The sequence below is a fragment of the Vibrio sp. 1151_11 genome (assembly GCF_029478525.1).
In the GTDB taxonomy this organism is placed as follows: Bacteria; Pseudomonadota; Gammaproteobacteria; order Enterobacterales; family Vibrionaceae; genus Vibrio; species Vibrio anguillarum.
On the sequence record NZ_SHMN01000018.1, the window covers coordinates 63712 to 78640 of the forward strand.

At 44.0% G+C, this 14929-nt stretch carries 11 protein-coding genes; 4 read left to right on the plus strand and 7 right to left on the minus strand.

The annotated features are described in order from the left end of the window. Positions 1–151 precede the first annotated feature (151 nt). The 5 genes from EXZ60_RS13530 to EXZ60_RS13550 all read right to left on the minus strand — a co-directional run bounded on the left by EXZ60_RS13530 (position 152) and on the right by EXZ60_RS13550 (position 5648). On the minus strand, positions 152–1252 hold the full coding sequence (locus EXZ60_RS13530) for a reverse transcriptase domain-containing protein (protein ID WP_277435832.1): 1101 nt from the start codon (positions 1250–1252) through the stop codon (positions 152–154). 175 nt (positions 1253–1427) lie between these two features. Then, entirely contained in the window at positions 1428–2813 is a 1386-nt protein-coding gene (locus EXZ60_RS13535) for a retron Eco8 family effector endonuclease (RefSeq protein ID WP_346780464.1), read from the minus strand. Then, positions 2759–3550, minus strand: a complete 792-nt coding sequence (locus EXZ60_RS13540) for a retron Eco8 family effector endonuclease (RefSeq protein ID WP_277435833.1) — start codon at positions 3548–3550, stop codon at positions 2759–2761. The genes EXZ60_RS13535 and EXZ60_RS13540 overlap by 55 nt, the downstream gene beginning before the upstream one ends. A 146-nt stretch (positions 3551–3696) precedes the next feature. Next, positions 3697–4497: a TIGR02391 family protein gene (locus EXZ60_RS13545; RefSeq protein ID WP_040122747.1), complete on the minus strand. Its 801-nt coding sequence runs from the start codon at positions 4495–4497 to the stop codon at positions 3697–3699. 251 nt (positions 4498–4748) lie between these two features. Continuing rightward, positions 4749–5648: a LysR family transcriptional regulator gene (locus tag EXZ60_RS13550; protein ID WP_013868134.1), complete on the minus strand. Its 900-nt coding sequence runs from the start codon at positions 5646–5648 to the stop codon at positions 4749–4751. Positions 5649–5868: 220 nt separating this feature from the next. Here EXZ60_RS13550 and EXZ60_RS13555 point away from each other — a divergent pair, with 220 nt between their 5' ends. From EXZ60_RS13555 to EXZ60_RS13565, 3 genes are all read left to right on the plus strand, one after another. Beyond that, positions 5869–7569, plus strand: coding sequence for an L-lactate permease (locus tag EXZ60_RS13555; protein WP_277435834.1), 1701 nt, complete (start codon positions 5869–5871; stop codon positions 7567–7569). A 107-nt stretch (positions 7570–7676) separates the two neighbouring features. Beyond that, entirely contained in the window at positions 7677–8813 is a 1137-nt protein-coding gene (gene lldD, locus EXZ60_RS13560; RefSeq protein ID WP_277435835.1) for an FMN-dependent L-lactate dehydrogenase LldD, read from the plus strand. Positions 8814–8885: 72 nt separating this feature from the next. Further along, on the plus strand, positions 8886–11723 hold the full coding sequence (locus tag EXZ60_RS13565; protein ID WP_277435847.1) for an FAD-binding and (Fe-S)-binding domain-containing protein: 2838 nt from the start codon (positions 8886–8888) through the stop codon (positions 11721–11723). Between the two features lie 13 nt (positions 11724–11736). On the opposite strand, the gene EXZ60_RS13570 is transcribed toward EXZ60_RS13565, so the two are convergent. After that, positions 11737–12579 carry a helix-turn-helix transcriptional regulator gene (locus EXZ60_RS13570; RefSeq protein WP_277435836.1) on the minus strand — a complete coding sequence of 281 codons (843 nt, stop codon included), beginning with the start codon at positions 12577–12579 and terminating at the stop codon, positions 11737–11739. Positions 12580–12593: 14 nt separating this feature from the next. Further along, on the minus strand, positions 12594–13145 hold the full coding sequence (locus EXZ60_RS13575; protein WP_277435837.1) for a YbhB/YbcL family Raf kinase inhibitor-like protein: 552 nt from the start codon (positions 13143–13145) through the stop codon (positions 12594–12596). A gap of 275 nt (positions 13146–13420) precedes the next feature. Here EXZ60_RS13575 and EXZ60_RS13580 point away from each other — a divergent pair, with 275 nt between their 5' ends. Then, on the plus strand, positions 13421–14890 hold the full coding sequence (locus EXZ60_RS13580) for a serine protease (protein WP_277435838.1): 1470 nt from the start codon (positions 13421–13423) through the stop codon (positions 14888–14890). Positions 14891–14929 lie beyond the last annotated feature (39 nt).

The following is a 14929-nucleotide window of genomic DNA, read 5'->3' on the forward strand; positions in this document are numbered from 1 at the left end:
ATGGACATTTTCGTGTTACGAATAGGATCAATATGCATTCGACTCGGATGAAAAAATATATGGATAACATCTATACTCATGTTCAATGCTACGGAACCACTACAAGGACTGCAACAGGCGTTAGCTATTAAGCTAGCGCCTTTATCTTTAACTATTTTATATTGGACTCGAAAACACGAACTAACTCTTTTACTTTGACAATACAGTTATTGGCTACACATCCGTATTTTTCATTGTATTTAATCAAGGAAACCAAATATGACCGATAACCTTTTATCTTATTTTGTAACTGGTCATCAGAGTACTGGATGTAGAAGTTTATGTTTTCGCCGTATGTTCTTTTAAATTTGTTATAGTTCAACTGAAAAATATTCTCCATGATATAGACAGAATCTCTATTTTTTCTTAAAAGTGCAGATAGTTTTTTTAAGTGTTTTAGTTTTTTATCAGAGAGTCTAATTGAACCAATGGGATCTTGTTTGTAAACATTAAAGAACAGGTTTTTCTTTAACTTGGTATTCTGAATTACATACCCATTAAGCGATATAGTATTCTCTACTGCCTTTCTTTTTCTTTTTTTTAACTTAAGAGAAAGAGTGGAGACAAATATAGAGATGTCTCTTTCAAACTGCTCAGAATGGAGGTATCGACTCTTGTTCGATGAAAAAAGCATATCATCTGCATATCTACTGTATACAATCCCTTTATCTTCACACAGTTTCTGGATCAAAATATCGATTCTTCTAAAAATTATATTAGAAACGACAGGGGAAGACGAAAAGCCAATAGGAAGTATTTCTTTTCCTTTTATGTCATCATCGTCGAAATTATTATTAACTTTGTGAGTAATAGACATATAAGCAATGTCTAATGCCGAGTATTTTGCACCTTTTTTGTCATCACTGAAGTACTGACTCAGGAGGTTTTTAACTTCCAACACAGATATGGAGTGGAAAAACTTCTTTATATCGAGTCTTAAAAAGTAATAACCACTGATGTGTGGTCTTAGAAAGTCATAATAAGACTTACCAGGGACAAAACCGCAAGCAGAAGAGTTTACAGGAATCTTGGATAGAACAAACCTTGTAATTCTATCATTTACGATTTTGTGATCAGAATCTTTTAATATCTCGAAAAATATATCAGCCCCAGACTTTCGTTCAATGACACTGGTAGAAAAATCATCTAATAGTGCTACATTACCTTTTAGAATGGCGTTATTAAAGAATTCATCACTAACTTTTTTATTCATTATATTGCTTCAACCCGATACAAAAGAACACTATTACACCGTAGGTGTGTACTATCAGACACATTAATCAGCGCGACCAGATTAGTAACTATTGGGACTGTACTCAAAGTTACTGGAAGACGAACTCCCAGAAACAAAGAGAGGGAGGGGCAAGCCCTCAGATACTCGTGAAAACTCATATCTCCCCTCTACTATCGGGTTGAAGCATACGAATAATATCATAAAGCTCAGGGAAGTAAACCTTGAAGGTACTTCCAAATGTCTGATTTTTATGCAAAGATTGAGTTTCTATATATTCAACGGCATAGTTAATAAAGTTAGTTGTCCATCCGTCTGTTTTCTCGAGATCTTTATTTTTAACAGTGGCTTGCTCTAGTAAACCCATTAGCAATTTAGCGTGTCTAGATGTGTATCTTAGGTTTCCGTTTACTTTATTACCTTTTTGCATGGTTTGTTTGTACGCTTCAACATTAAAGTGACTATAGTCAGTAAGAGCTTTAGACTTTCCATTGAAAATAACTCGTATATAATCAATTAACATATCTTCGGTTATGAACTTACTATTATTAATCCTAGTTATAATTGATTGAGTATTAGTGCCATACTTTTTGTCTAACCAACCATATAGAATCTCAGCACTGCTTTTCTGAATTAGACATCCTTCCAAAGTTGTTCTATTAATGTAGATATTTTTTTCCAATAAGCGTTTTTTTACGGCGGAAAAAATTTTATCAAAATCACTTTCCTTTAAGAAATCTTGTTTTGTAGGATCAACCTTAAGATTCTTTTTATCATACGACAATAAATATTTAACATTCTCCATTTTGTCTTTGTGTTTTTTACTAAATCCGAGTTTGTATTTATTAAACTCAGCCTCTAAAGTCTTCTTCCAGAAGTTAAAATAATTACCGTTTTTTTGTAGTTTCAATTCAAAACTATTCGGTTGACCTTTAACTGATATAGCCTTATCAGCATCAAAGAGAAACATGTAGGGGATCGCGGAGTTAGAGTAAGAAGGGTTAACTCTCTCCCCAATGACATTACTACTACTCTTATATATATCGATATTTCTTAGATGTGGAAAGTGCTCTGATAGCCTCATATTGCCAAATACTTCTAATTCGCTTTCCCCCTCAACAAATAGAATATAATCACTAAAAAATAATCTAGCTTCATTATCGCTAAATGTGTTAATAAAGCTTTCACTATCATACGTTGAATTTAGAGTATGAATCGATGTTGTTGAGTCACTTCTCTTTTGAAAACAAAATACTCGTTGATAATCACGAAATTTCTTGATTATCTCTTTTACAATATTTGGTGAATACGTAGTCAAAAACACTCTTGGTCTTGTTACTTTATGATCACGACCGTTATTGTACTTATAGCTGTTATAGATATCGTGAATTAACACCTCATTCATTTTTGGATGAAGCCCAAGCTCAGGTTCGTCAATAAATACAAACGGTGTTATATACTCCCTTCGCGAAATTGTAATTAATATTTTTAAAAACGTCTTAATGAAATGAAATGAAATGAATTTGTACCATCTGAGTGATATTTAAGATCATTTTCATCTATCTCAAATCGATATCCTTTTAAGCCCGCCTTAATATAGCTTAATAATTTTTCTTTTTGTGTGCTCGGTTTGGTAGAAATCGTGCTATTTAGTTCGGATATATAGTTTTTATATGAACTTTCACCATCAGCGTTAATGGACTTGTCAAAAAAGTCAATTATAGTTTGATCATCTATTTTTGACAGATTGAATGACTTCAATCGTGATATAAGATCCCATAAGCTATCCCATTCATGTAGATCCATATGCCTAGGTTCAATATGGAAAAAAGGGAAAAGGTATAAAATCAGATTTAGCGTCTGCTTATCATTTGTTGACCACTTTACCTTTCCATCGTTATATATATTCAACGTTAACGTATAAGTAGTATGGTCGTTATCGTATCGCATCAATGTAAACATACTTCGTTTATGCAATGGAACGAGTTTTCTAATGATGAATGCGAAATACGTGTTGGTTGGTTGCTTCCTAGCGATTCTAAAGATTCTAGTCATATCAAAGGTTATTGATATCGAACCTTTATATGAATAGTTTGAGTTGAGCTTGGGCGGCAACTCTTCTTTTCCTTCTAATTTGTTGTAAAAAAACTTTAAGACTTTAAGTAAATTAGATTTACCTACATTGTTCCTACCAACAATACAGTTCATATCATTCAAGTTATTGACGACCAGTTCATCGAATGATAGTAAATTAGTAATTTTGATTGCTTGTACAGTCATAATACACTCGAATATATTTTTATTCACTATATCATGATCTTAGAGCTTTTTCTCCACTCAAGAACCTATACAAAGGGAGTTTAGGCGCTAGAGAGTAATGTATCAATAGTGGGCGGGGATTTTTGTTCTATGAGTCCAAAGTGAATTTATGCTTTCACAGCAATATCCAATTTCCTATGTATGAATGATGTGGTAGACAAAACATCTAAAGCATCTTGTTCGCTCATTACCCAGTACATTTTGGGTGCATGAGCAACTGGGTTGCGTACTGCCCCAAAAAGTCCAACAAGCATATTGCTAAAGCCTTTCTGTTCGCTTATTTCTGTTTCTGTAGTTAAAGAGTTGATTTTTAGTACAGGATTTTTAACAGAAAATGCTGTATTTACGAGTTCAGCACCATCAGTTGTTAATAGGGACATATCCCGAATTCTTTGCGCTATACCTTTTATGGCTTCTAGAGCTGCATGAAAGTAGTTTTCATCGAGTAATTCAGCACGGCAATACTTAAACACTTCAGTGTGAGCACCTCTATCTTCAAGCTTTACTCTTAGCGCTCCAGCTCTCTCTCTTGCTCCTTTAAGGGTCGTCTCTTTGTCTGTTCGGATAGTTTTTCCATCCTCTCGGACATGAAAACCAGAGAAAGACAGAACCACATTCAGCTCAGACCGACGCCATTCAAATTTTTCTTTATCACGAGCATAGTTAACAGGATTCAATGCACGATTAATAAACATAATTAGATGGTTACCAACTTGATACGTATTTTGAGCACTGACTAAAGCGTTAAACAACCTCTTCCATTTGGTCATCGTTGGGCTGATATCAAGGATTTTGCAATCCTGAATTAAATATCCTAACTCTGCTCCTGTTAAGCCTCTTTCAGTGTCAGCAAGCACTCGGCAAGCTGCCTCTAAAGTTTGTGCATTGAATGGTTCAATTCGTTCCATGACTTTGTCTGTATAATTTCATTTGATCAACTTGTTTTATAATCTGCTATTAGGAAAAGTAGGTCAAGAACTGGCGCGAGAGATTAGTCATAGATCTGGAGCTAGCGCATTTTGGGGCAAAAGTGTTTTAGTAAGCCATACCAATCATAATAAATGGCACACTCTCAACGCTCACGAAACTAATTCCCTCCCCTTTTAGGGGGAGGAACAGAACGGTATACGACCGAAGACATCCTTTACATAAGTCACACTCAAAAATAGTGTGAAATAGTCAAATAGCGGGCGCGGATGTGCTCTATCAGCAAGCGGACTTTATTCGGGGGTTGGCGAGTAAAGGGATACACGGCGTATATACCCAATTTTTTGCCCACTTGTTCCGGGAAAATATCCACTAGTTGGCCGTTACGAAAATCATGATAAACCAAACAGCGCGGTACATAAGCAATGCCGTGGCCGCCTAAAGCCGCTTTTCTCAGTGCCGTGGCATTATCCGTAGAAAAGCAGCCCGAGACTGTGACAATGTAGTTTCCTTTGCGACCTTTAAATTCCCACTCGCTCGCGCCTGTGGTTTGGTAGGCATATTGAAAGCAGTTGTGGTTGACTAAATCTTCCGGTTTTAACGGTTTTCCATTTTTCGCAATATAAGAGGGAGAAGCGCACACAACCCACTGTGAGTCTAAAATATGCCGCGCAATTAAGCTTGAATCTTCCAAATAACCAGTGCGGATCACTAAGTCAAAACCTCCTTCCACTAAATCAACAAAACGGTTATCAAGCGACATGTCCACCGTTAAGCCGGGGTGTAAATTGCAAAATTCCGCAACCGCGTCGGCCAATATTAGATCGCCTGATATGGTGGGTACCGACATTTTGATGTGGCCGCTGACATTTTCACCAAACCCAGCCACCGCATCGACGGCTTCTTGAGTGGCAAGCTTCACATTTTTCGCACCCTGTAACAGTGCCTTACCTGCTTCGGTCAGGGTTAATTTACGCGTAGTTCGATATAATAGCTGCACGCCTAACTCTTCTTCTAAACGCGCCATTCTTTTACTAACTACTGAATTTGTAAGGCTATTCTGTTCTGCTACTTTACTAAAACTTCCCAGTTCCATCACTTGTGAAAACAATATTAGGTCGTCTGCTCGCATCTTATTATGTCAATTTTGGAATTAATTATTTTCATTATTTCCCTATATCCATAAAAAATAAAGGAGTAAATTCACCCCGAATTAACAAAAAAATCACAAATATAATAATTTAGCTACCCGACCTGGCCGAAAGGTCTGTAGCCCCTACAGGATGTCTGCTCCTCAACTATCCTACTATTTAGAGCTAGTACGAAGAGCACACTTTACGAGGAAGTATCCAATGAACGAAACCTTACTGGCACTAGTGGCCTTCTCCCCCATTGTGGTAGCAGCGATTCTTTTAGTCGGGCTCAACTGGCCTGCGAAAAAGGCGATGCCCGTGGCCTTTGCATTAACTGTGGCCATCGCCCTCACATTTTGGGATATGTCGGCAAACCGCGTGCTCGCTTCTGTTTTGCAAGGGTTCGGTATCACGATTTCCGTACTCTGGATTGTGTTTGGCGCAATCTTCCTACTCAACACCTTAAAACACACTGGTGCTATCACCACCATCCGTAACGGTTTTACGGATGTTTCGGCTGATCGCCGTGTGCAAGCCATTATCATTGCGTGGTGTTTTGGCTCTTTTATTGAAGGCGCTTCTGGTTTTGGTACACCGGCAGCTATCGCGGCTCCGTTGCTGGTTGCGATTGGTTTTCCTGCGTTGGCTGCCGTATTGATGGGGATGATGATCCAATCCACTCCTGTCTCTTTCGGCGCAGTGGGCACACCCATTATTGTTGGGGTAAACAAGGGGTTAGATACGCACAACATCACCGAAATGCTGATCAGCAACGGTTCAAGTTGGGATGTGTATTTACAGCAAATCACCGCCAGTGTCGCCATCACCCATGCGATAGTCGGTACATTGATGCCAGTATTAATGGCGATGATGTTGACGCGCTTTTTCGGTAAAAACAAAAGCTGGACCGAAGGGTTAGATATTTTGCCTTTTGCGATTTTCTCTGGCTTGGCTTTTACTGTGCCTTACGCGCTAACGGGCGTCTTTCTTGGCCCAGAATTTCCCTCATTAATCGGTGGCTTGATCAGCTTGGCACTGGTTGTCACGGCCGCGAAAAAAGGCTTTTTAGTACCCAAATCACAATGGGATTTTCCAAAAGAGAAATCGTGGCCCGCAGAGTGGTTAGGCTCATTAAAAATTGATATTGAAGAGATCAAGGCTAAACCGATGGGCCTTGCATTGGCTTGGACTCCCTATGTTCTGCTCGCGGTTATCCTTGTGGCAAGCCGTGTGAGCAGCGAATTTAAGTCACTGCTGGCTGGAGTGAGCCTATCCTTTAACAACATTCTGGCTGAAACGGGCGTCAGCACGGCCATTCAACCGCTTTATCTTCCCGGTGGCATCTTGGTTTTTGTCGCGTTACTGGCAGTAATATTGCAGTCACGCAGTGCGACACCACTCATCAAAGCATTCGGTGAATCAAGCAAAACGCTGATCGGTGCGGGCTTTGTGTTGGTATTTACTATCCCTATGGTGCGCATTTTTATTAACTCTGGCGTCAATGGCGCAGAGCTTGCGAGCATGCCTGTCACTACCGCCAATTTTGCCGCGGGTTTAGTCGGTGATGCCTTCCCTGCATTAAGTGCCACCGTTGGTGCACTTGGGGCGTTCATCGCAGGCTCAAATACGGTGTCGAACATGATGTTTAGCCAGTTCCAGTTTGAAGTGGCGCAAACACTCTCTATCTCCAGTGTGATGATCATTGCGCTACAAGCTGTTGGCGCAGCGGCGGGCAATATGATTGCGATTCACAACGTCGTCGCGGCATCAGCAACGGTCGGTTTATTGGGCCAAGAAGGAGCGACGCTGCGCAAAACCATTATCCCAACTTTCTACTACCTTGTGATGACTGGCCTTATCGGTTTAGTGGTGATTTACGGCTTTAATATGACCGACGTACTAATGACCCCGCAACCCTAAGTTTGGTAATGTGATTTGGTATCAACTTGGTTTTTATAACCATTAATCTTGTGTAATAAATGCAGAGCTCGCTAGGCGGCGGCTCTGTACAAATTAGGATTCAATCTATGATTATTTCAGCCTCCACCGACTATCGCGCTGCCGCGAAAGCGAAATTGCCTCCTTTTCTGTTTCATTATATTGATGGTGGCTCATACGGTGAGCACACGCTCACACGCAATACCGCGGATTTAGCTGACATCGCACTGCGCCAACGCGTGCTTAATGACATGTCAGAGCTCAGTTTAGAAACACAACTGTTTGGCGAACAGCTTGCAATGCCGATCGCCCTTGCCCCTGTAGGTTTAACTGGTATGTACGCGCGGCGCGGCGAAGTGCAAGCGGCGCGCGCGGCTGAAAATAAAGGCATTCCTTTTACACTGTCCACCGTATCGGTTTGCCCGATCGAAGAAGTATCAGCGGCGCTGGCTCGACCAATTTGGTTTCAACTCTACGTGCTTAAAGATCGCGGCTTTATGAAAAATGTGTTGGATCGCGCCAAAGCCGCGGGGGTAAAAAACCTCGTGTTTACCGTGGATATGCCCGTTCCCGGCGCGCGTTACCGCGATATGCATTCTGGCATGAGCGGCCCTAATGCAGCGATGCGCCGAGTGTTTCAAGCGATAAAACACCCAAGCTGGGCGTGGGATGTCGGCTTGCTCGGCAAGCCACACGATTTAGGCAATATTTCTGCCTACCGTGGCACGCCGACTAAATTGGAAGACTACATTGGTTGGCTTGGTGAGAATTTTGATCCTTCCATTTCATGGAAAGATTTAGAGTGGATCCGCGACTTTTGGGACGGCCCGATGATCATTAAAGGCATTCTAGATACAGAAGATGCCAAAGACGCGGTGCGATTTGGCGCTGATGGCATTATCGTATCCAACCACGGTGGTCGCCAGCTTGATGGGGTATTGTCAACCGCCAAAGCCTTACCTGCGATTGCTGATGCGGTGAAGGGCGACCTGAAAATTCTGGTCGATTCGGGGATTCGCACTGGGCTTGATGTGGTACGCATGCTGGCGCTGGGCGCGGACTGTACGCTGCTGGGTCGCTCGTTTGTTTATGCATTGGCGGCGCAAGGTCAAAGCGGCGTTGAAGATTTGCTCGATTTATATGAAAAAGAGATGCGCGTTGCCATGACCTTAACCGGAGCGAAAACCATTACCGATTTGTCACGAGACTCGTTAGTCAAACTTTAATCTCATGATGACAAACCAACGGTAGCCGCACGTTAACCTATCCACAACCTCAATTTAAAATGGGAAACAATGATGGCCAGCACTCTTTCAGACGCCACCTATCGTCAACTGGAAACGCAACTCGCTACGCGCATCGACCCTGAGCGCATCATCACGCAGCAGGCAAAACGCCTTGCTTATGGCACTGATGCCAGTTTCTATCGCTTGGTGCCGAAAATTGTGCTGCGCTTACGAAGCCTTGATGAGGTCATTTTTGCCATTAAAAGCTGCCGCGAGCTTGGCGTTCACTGCACGTTTCGTGCTGCTGGCACCAGTTTGTCCGGTCAGGCAGTTTCTGATTCGGTTTTGATCGCCTTAACCGATGACTGGCGCGGCCATCGCATTCACGATGAGGGCAAAAAAATCACCCTACAACCGGGGGTCATCGGAGCTGATGCCAACAAATACCTTGCCCCTTTTCAACGCAAAATCGGCCCAGATCCAGCCTCAATCAACACCTGCAAAATTGGTGGAATCGCCGCCAATAACGCCAGTGGTATGTGCTGCGGCACCGCGCAAAACTCTTACCGCACTGTCGATAGTATGAAGATCGTCTTCGCAGACGGTTCCGTGCTCGACACCGCAAACCCAGAAAGCATCGCAGCATTCAAAATCGCCAAACCCGAATTGCTTGAAGGTATTGCTCAACTTCATGCACAAACGGCGCAAAATCACACACTATCAAAGCTTATTCACCACAAATATCGCCTAAAAAATACCACTGGCTACGCCCTAAATGCTCTCGTTGATTACTCTGATCCGATTGAAATTATTGAACATTTGATGATTGGGTCGGAAGGCACACTCGGTTTTATTGCCGACATCACCTACAACACCGTCATTGAGCACGCGCACAAAGCCTCAGCGCTGCTTGTCTTTGCTGATATTGAGCAGGCTAGCCAAGCAGTTACGACCCTGTCCAAAACCCCAGTGGCGGCAGTCGAAATGATGGATGGACGCGCGATGCGCTCTGTCGCTGACAAAGCTGGCATGCCCGCGTTTATTGCGCAATTGGATCTAGAAGCCGCTGCGCTGCTGATTGAGTCTCACGCCAGCGATCACGCAACACTTCACTCACAATGCAGCGCCGTGATGGCAGCACTAAGCGATTACCAGATCATCGAATCCGTACCATTCACCTCTGATGCCAAAACGGTGGCAACCTTATGGGGCATTCGCAAAGGGATGTTCCCTGCCGTGGGCGCGGTGCGCGAAGTGGGGACAACCGTCATCATTGAAGATGTGGCGTTTCCGGTAGAAAGCCTTGCCAATGGTGTGCGCGACTTGCAGGCTCTGTTTGATCACTACCACTATCACGAAGCCATCATTTTCGGCCACGCTCGGGAAGGCAACTTGCATTTTGTCTTTACACAAGGCTTTGATAGCCAAAGCGAGATCGACCGCTACGGCGCATTTATGGATGACGTGGCCGAGCTGGTGGCCGTGAAATATCAGGGCTCACTCAAAGCCGAGCACGGCACGGGCCGTAACATGGCACCGTATGTGGAATTGGAATGGGGCAAAGACGGTTACACCTTAATGCAACAAATCAAAACCCTGTTTGACCCACAAGGCTTGCTCAACCCCGGCGTTATAATCAACGATGATCCGCGTTCCCACTTAGCTAACCTCAAACCGATGCCAGCGGCTGATGCCTTGGTCGATCGCTGCATCGAATGCGGGTTTTGCGAACCTGTTTGTCCGTCTCGCACGCTATCACTCTCGCCCCGTCAACGAATCGTCTTGTACCGCGAGCTACAACGTCGACGCGCGCAAGGTGAAACGGTAGAAGCTTCTGAGCTTGAAAAAGTCTTTGAATACCAAGGATTAGACACCTGCGCCGCAACTGGCTTATGCGCTGAGCGCTGCCCTGTTGGCATCAACACTGGCGATTTAGTGAAAAAGCTGCGCACCGCGAAATACCAAAAATTCATCCCCATTGCTACATGGACGGCGGATCACTTTGCCGCCACCACAGCCGTGGCTAAAATCGGCCTCAGTGCCAACCAATTGGCTAGTAAATGGCTGGGCGAGAAGTTAGTCGGCGGCGCAACCAACGGCTTGCGTAAACTCAGCAAAGGCAAAACGCCTATTTGGTATCCACAACTGCCGCAAGCCAATCATCAGAACTTAACCATTGCAGTAGAAAACCTGCCGCGCCGTGAGAAAAAAGTCGTCTATCTGCCCTCTTGTGCAAGCCGAAATATGGGCCAACAAAACAGCGCGGGCGATCAGCGACCATTAACCGAAGTGACCTTATCGCTGCTTAACAAAGCAGGATATGAGGTGATCCTACCTAACAAGCTCAACAGCCAATGTTGTGGTATGCCCTATGACAGCAAGGGAATGAATGAGCTTGCGCAGCCAAAAGCGCAGCAGTTAGAAGCCGCGTTATGGCAAGCTAGCCAACAAGGGCGATATCCGGTATTGATGGATACCAGCCCGTGTGCAAAACGCAGTATTGAACAATTTACCAAACCACTGGAGATCTTAGAACCCGTCGGTTTTGTCAATAGGTATCTGTTGGATTCTTTAGCGATCAAAGCCAAAGAAGAGACTGTGATGCTGCATATCACCTGCAGTGCACGCAAAATGGGGTTGGAAGCCGATATGCTCAAATTGACCCAAACCTGCGTCAGCACGGTGATTGTGCCAGAGCATATTCAATGCTGCGGCTGGGCGGGCGATAAAGGCTTTACCACGCCAGAACTGAATGCGGCGGCTGTTCATCCGCTCAAAGAGCAAGTCCCTGCTCACTGCGAACGCGGATTCAGTAATAGCCGTACCTGTGAAATTGGCCTATCACACCACAGCGGTATTCCATATCAATCCATTTTGTATTTGGTTGATGAAGTGTCTAAACCGCTTTGATCTACCCTCAATCTTAAAATAGCTCATTGGATAAAATGGGCTGTTTTTTTGTCTCTTTATCTGGCGTACCTTTACCTCGCATACCAAGAGTTTGTAAATACGCTTTGGGGCTTAAACCAAACTGACTGCGAAAGCGTTGATTAAATCGCTGTTCCGATTGGTAGCCGCAACACTGTGCCAATATCGCTATATTTCGTTGACCACTTTGCATTAAGTTCAGCGCGTGATTCACACGCACTTCAGCCAAAACCTCACGGTAACGGGTGCCATGTTGCTTTAAGCGTCGAATTAAGGTCGCGCGGCTCATGGCAAAGTGCGTTGCTACCCGCTCAAGTGGATGTTCTTCTTCTGGTGCCTGGGCGAGGTAGTTTCTCAGCTTCTGCTCAAAGGGTAGAGAATTACTCTCAAAGAGCCAATGCAGTGCACCTTGCTCAGCCAATTGTTGGTATAACACCATCAGTAGATAGGCTTGGGTTTCTTGGCTGATTAACGAAAGATCGAACGAGGCGAGCGCATTGAGCGAACTTTTCAATGAGGAGCTGGTTGAAATCACAGGCCACATAACTGGGCGATCATAACTTGCGCTTAACGCAAGCATCGCCTCGGTCGGGCGGTAGGTGAAACTGAACAGCCTTGACGAGAAGTAACCGTGCTCTGGTAAATTTTCGAAACTGAGCGAAGCTGAGGCCTCACACAATAATAACGAAGCGCTCGATAGATTAATCGCCTCTTCCTTATGAAACAGTTTTTTACTGCCAAATTGGATCTGAATCAAGCTTGGAGAGTGAATCCTCACATTTCTCAGCCTTTGTTGCTGAGCGGCTCGAAAGGTGGTGACTTGGTATTGGTGATTCATCACTCCCCCATGAATTAGCGTGTATAGGTTGCGGTCAGCGTCGCTTTTTCTAACGCCAAACTATTGAGGGTAAAACCAACCACCGCAGGTGATACATCGGCCGCCAAATTGAGTTTTTCCGTCGGGAGAGCCCATACCGTAAACTGGTAACGGTGCATTCCGTGCCCTTCTGGCGGACAAGCACCACCAAAACCAACGCTGCCATAATCGATACGTGTTTCTATTGCACCGAGCTTTTTGACTTCAACCCCACGTGCTAGCTCACTCACTGTCGCTGGAATATCCAGCACAATCCAATGCCAAAAGCCACTTCCTGTCGGAGCATCTGGATCAAAAGCCGTAATAGCAAAACTTTTGGTTCCTTGTGGTGCATCAGTCCAAATTAAGTGCGGCGAAAGATTCTCCCCAGAACAACCCCAGCCTGAAAATTCAAAGGTTTTTGCCATCGGGTGGCCTTCTTGGATATCACGGCTGCTGAGTTGCAAAGCATTTGCCATCCCTGCAAATAATAAGCTGGTGGTTAACGTCGTGGTGACGATGGCCGAGCTAAAAATCGTCGAGTTCATTGTTTTCTCCTATGAATAAGTTCATGAACAAGTCTAGCAGCATCACCCATACAACATCCGACAGAAAGTATCATTTTAACGCTTTAAAGATTGAGCAGTGATACTTTTTGTTGGCCCCATTCCTCTACCATCTTCGAGAGACTACTGGAGAGGACTGCTATTGATAATATTACGCACAATTAAGTTTACACACATATCGAGACTATTTTTGAGCCAATACTCTCATAGGCTCATATGCTTTATGAGGCATTTATTGCCACATAGAGGAGATCAAAATGCAATTATCAATACGTCTACTTGGCTTAATAGCAGCAGTGGTGTTGAGTTCTACTCCAGCGACTGCTTCAATAGAAAAAGAATCACTCCCCACCATTGCGGATAAAGTAATCCATCCGCATTCTTTAACAACCCATCAATCTCTAACCACTCACTATCCAATCCATTCGCCGGGAGCCAGCTTTATTAAGGTCCACTTTGATAAGTTTCAACTCAGCAAAGGGGGAAGCGTCACACTACGCTCTCCACACAGCAATGAAAGTATCACCTACGACAGTTCAGAGAGCGGGCCTTTATTTGCCCGCTCGATTAATGGGGATAGCGTTATCGTGGAGTGGAAAACCGGCGAACACCCTGACCAAGCACAAATCTCGATTGACTATTTTATGGCTGGGAATGAAAGTGCCACGTTACCACAACCGAACCTAGCCGCTGATAATTCTGGGTTGTTTTCAACCTGTGGCATCAATGAAAGAAAAGATGTTGCTTGTTGGAGCGACTCACACCCTGAAAAAGTGGCGTGGAGTAGCGCCGTAGCAAGGCTACTGATTGATGGCCGTAGTTTATGCACAGCTTGGCGTGTCGGGCCCAATAATCACATGATCACCAATAACCACTGTGTATCAACAGCCTCTGAACTAAAAAATACTGAAGTATGGTTTAATTACCAACGCACAACTTGCGGCGGTAGCTTGGATACCACAGTAAAAGTCATGGGCGATCAGTTATTAAGCACCGATTATACCTTGGACTACACATTATTCACGGTGGCTAATTTCGAGCAGCTAGGACAATTTAGTTACTTAGGCTTAGACAATTCAGAGCCCAGCTTCGGCACGGGTATTTATATTCCACAACACGGCGCTGGTAACCCCAAAGAGTTGGCGATTGAAAGCGATCAAAATGGCTCTGGCATGTGCCAAATTGATATAGCCTCTACCAATGGTCGTGGTGCCAATACCGACACAGGGTATTTTTGTGACACTATTGGCGGCTCTTCTGGTTCACCTGTATTGACCTCTGAGAGCCATAAAGTCATTGCACTACACCACTTTGGGGGGTGTGAAAACCAAGGGGTCAAAATCAGCAAAATCTGGCCTCAGGTTGCACCATTCTTTGATAACCAGTTGCCCGTAGGGAAAAAAGGAGGCACTCCACCTCCGCAAGATGGCGTCATCCAGCGTGGGCAAAGTATTACTGGCATCACCTTGAGCAAAGGCCAACAAAAACGATTCATTTTACCTGCATCAGAACGCCAAGCAGCGGTAAAAATTTCGATAACCTCTGGGCAAGGCGATGCCGATCTCTATACCCTTTCAGGCAATCCGCCGACCAAAAGAGTCTTTGATTGTCGGCCTTACCAATCAGGAAGTAATGAGCAATGCTTAGCAGAGCCAAATTCTGAGGATCTGCATATCATGATCGATGCATACTCGAATTTTTCTGATGTAACATTACAGGTAGAATAAAACAGAAAATTAGCTGACCAACCACTTGCAAGTCGCAAG

What these genes read in the sequence shown, in the direction of transcription:
- EXZ60_RS13540 (WP_277435833.1), bottom strand. Translation starts at nt 3,550, where the DNA reads ATGACTGTACAAGCAATCAAAATTACTAATTTACTATCATTCGATGAA.
- EXZ60_RS13565 (WP_277435847.1), top strand. Translation starts at nt 8,886, where the DNA reads ATGGCCAGCACTCTTTCAGACGCCACCTATCGTCAACTGGAAACGCAA.
- EXZ60_RS13570 (WP_277435836.1), bottom strand. Translation starts at nt 12,579, where the DNA reads ATGAATCACCAATACCAAGTCACCACCTTTCGAGCCGCTCAGCAACAA.
- EXZ60_RS13555 (WP_277435834.1), top strand. Translation starts at nt 5,869, where the DNA reads ATGAACGAAACCTTACTGGCACTAGTGGCCTTCTCCCCCATTGTGGTA.
- EXZ60_RS13550 (WP_013868134.1), bottom strand. Translation starts at nt 5,648, where the DNA reads ATGCGAGCAGACGACCTAATATTGTTTTCACAAGTGATGGAACTGGGA.
- EXZ60_RS13545 (WP_040122747.1), bottom strand. Translation starts at nt 4,497, where the DNA reads ATGGAACGAATTGAACCATTCAATGCACAAACTTTAGAGGCAGCTTGC.
- lldD (WP_277435835.1), top strand. Translation starts at nt 7,677, where the DNA reads ATGATTATTTCAGCCTCCACCGACTATCGCGCTGCCGCGAAAGCGAAA.
- EXZ60_RS13530 (WP_277435832.1), bottom strand. Translation starts at nt 1,252, where the DNA reads ATGAATAAAAAAGTTAGTGATGAATTCTTTAATAACGCCATTCTAAAA.
- EXZ60_RS13575 (WP_277435837.1), bottom strand. Translation starts at nt 13,145, where the DNA reads ATGAACTCGACGATTTTTAGCTCGGCCATCGTCACCACGACGTTAACC.
- EXZ60_RS13580 (WP_277435838.1), top strand. Translation starts at nt 13,421, where the DNA reads ATGCAATTATCAATACGTCTACTTGGCTTAATAGCAGCAGTGGTGTTG.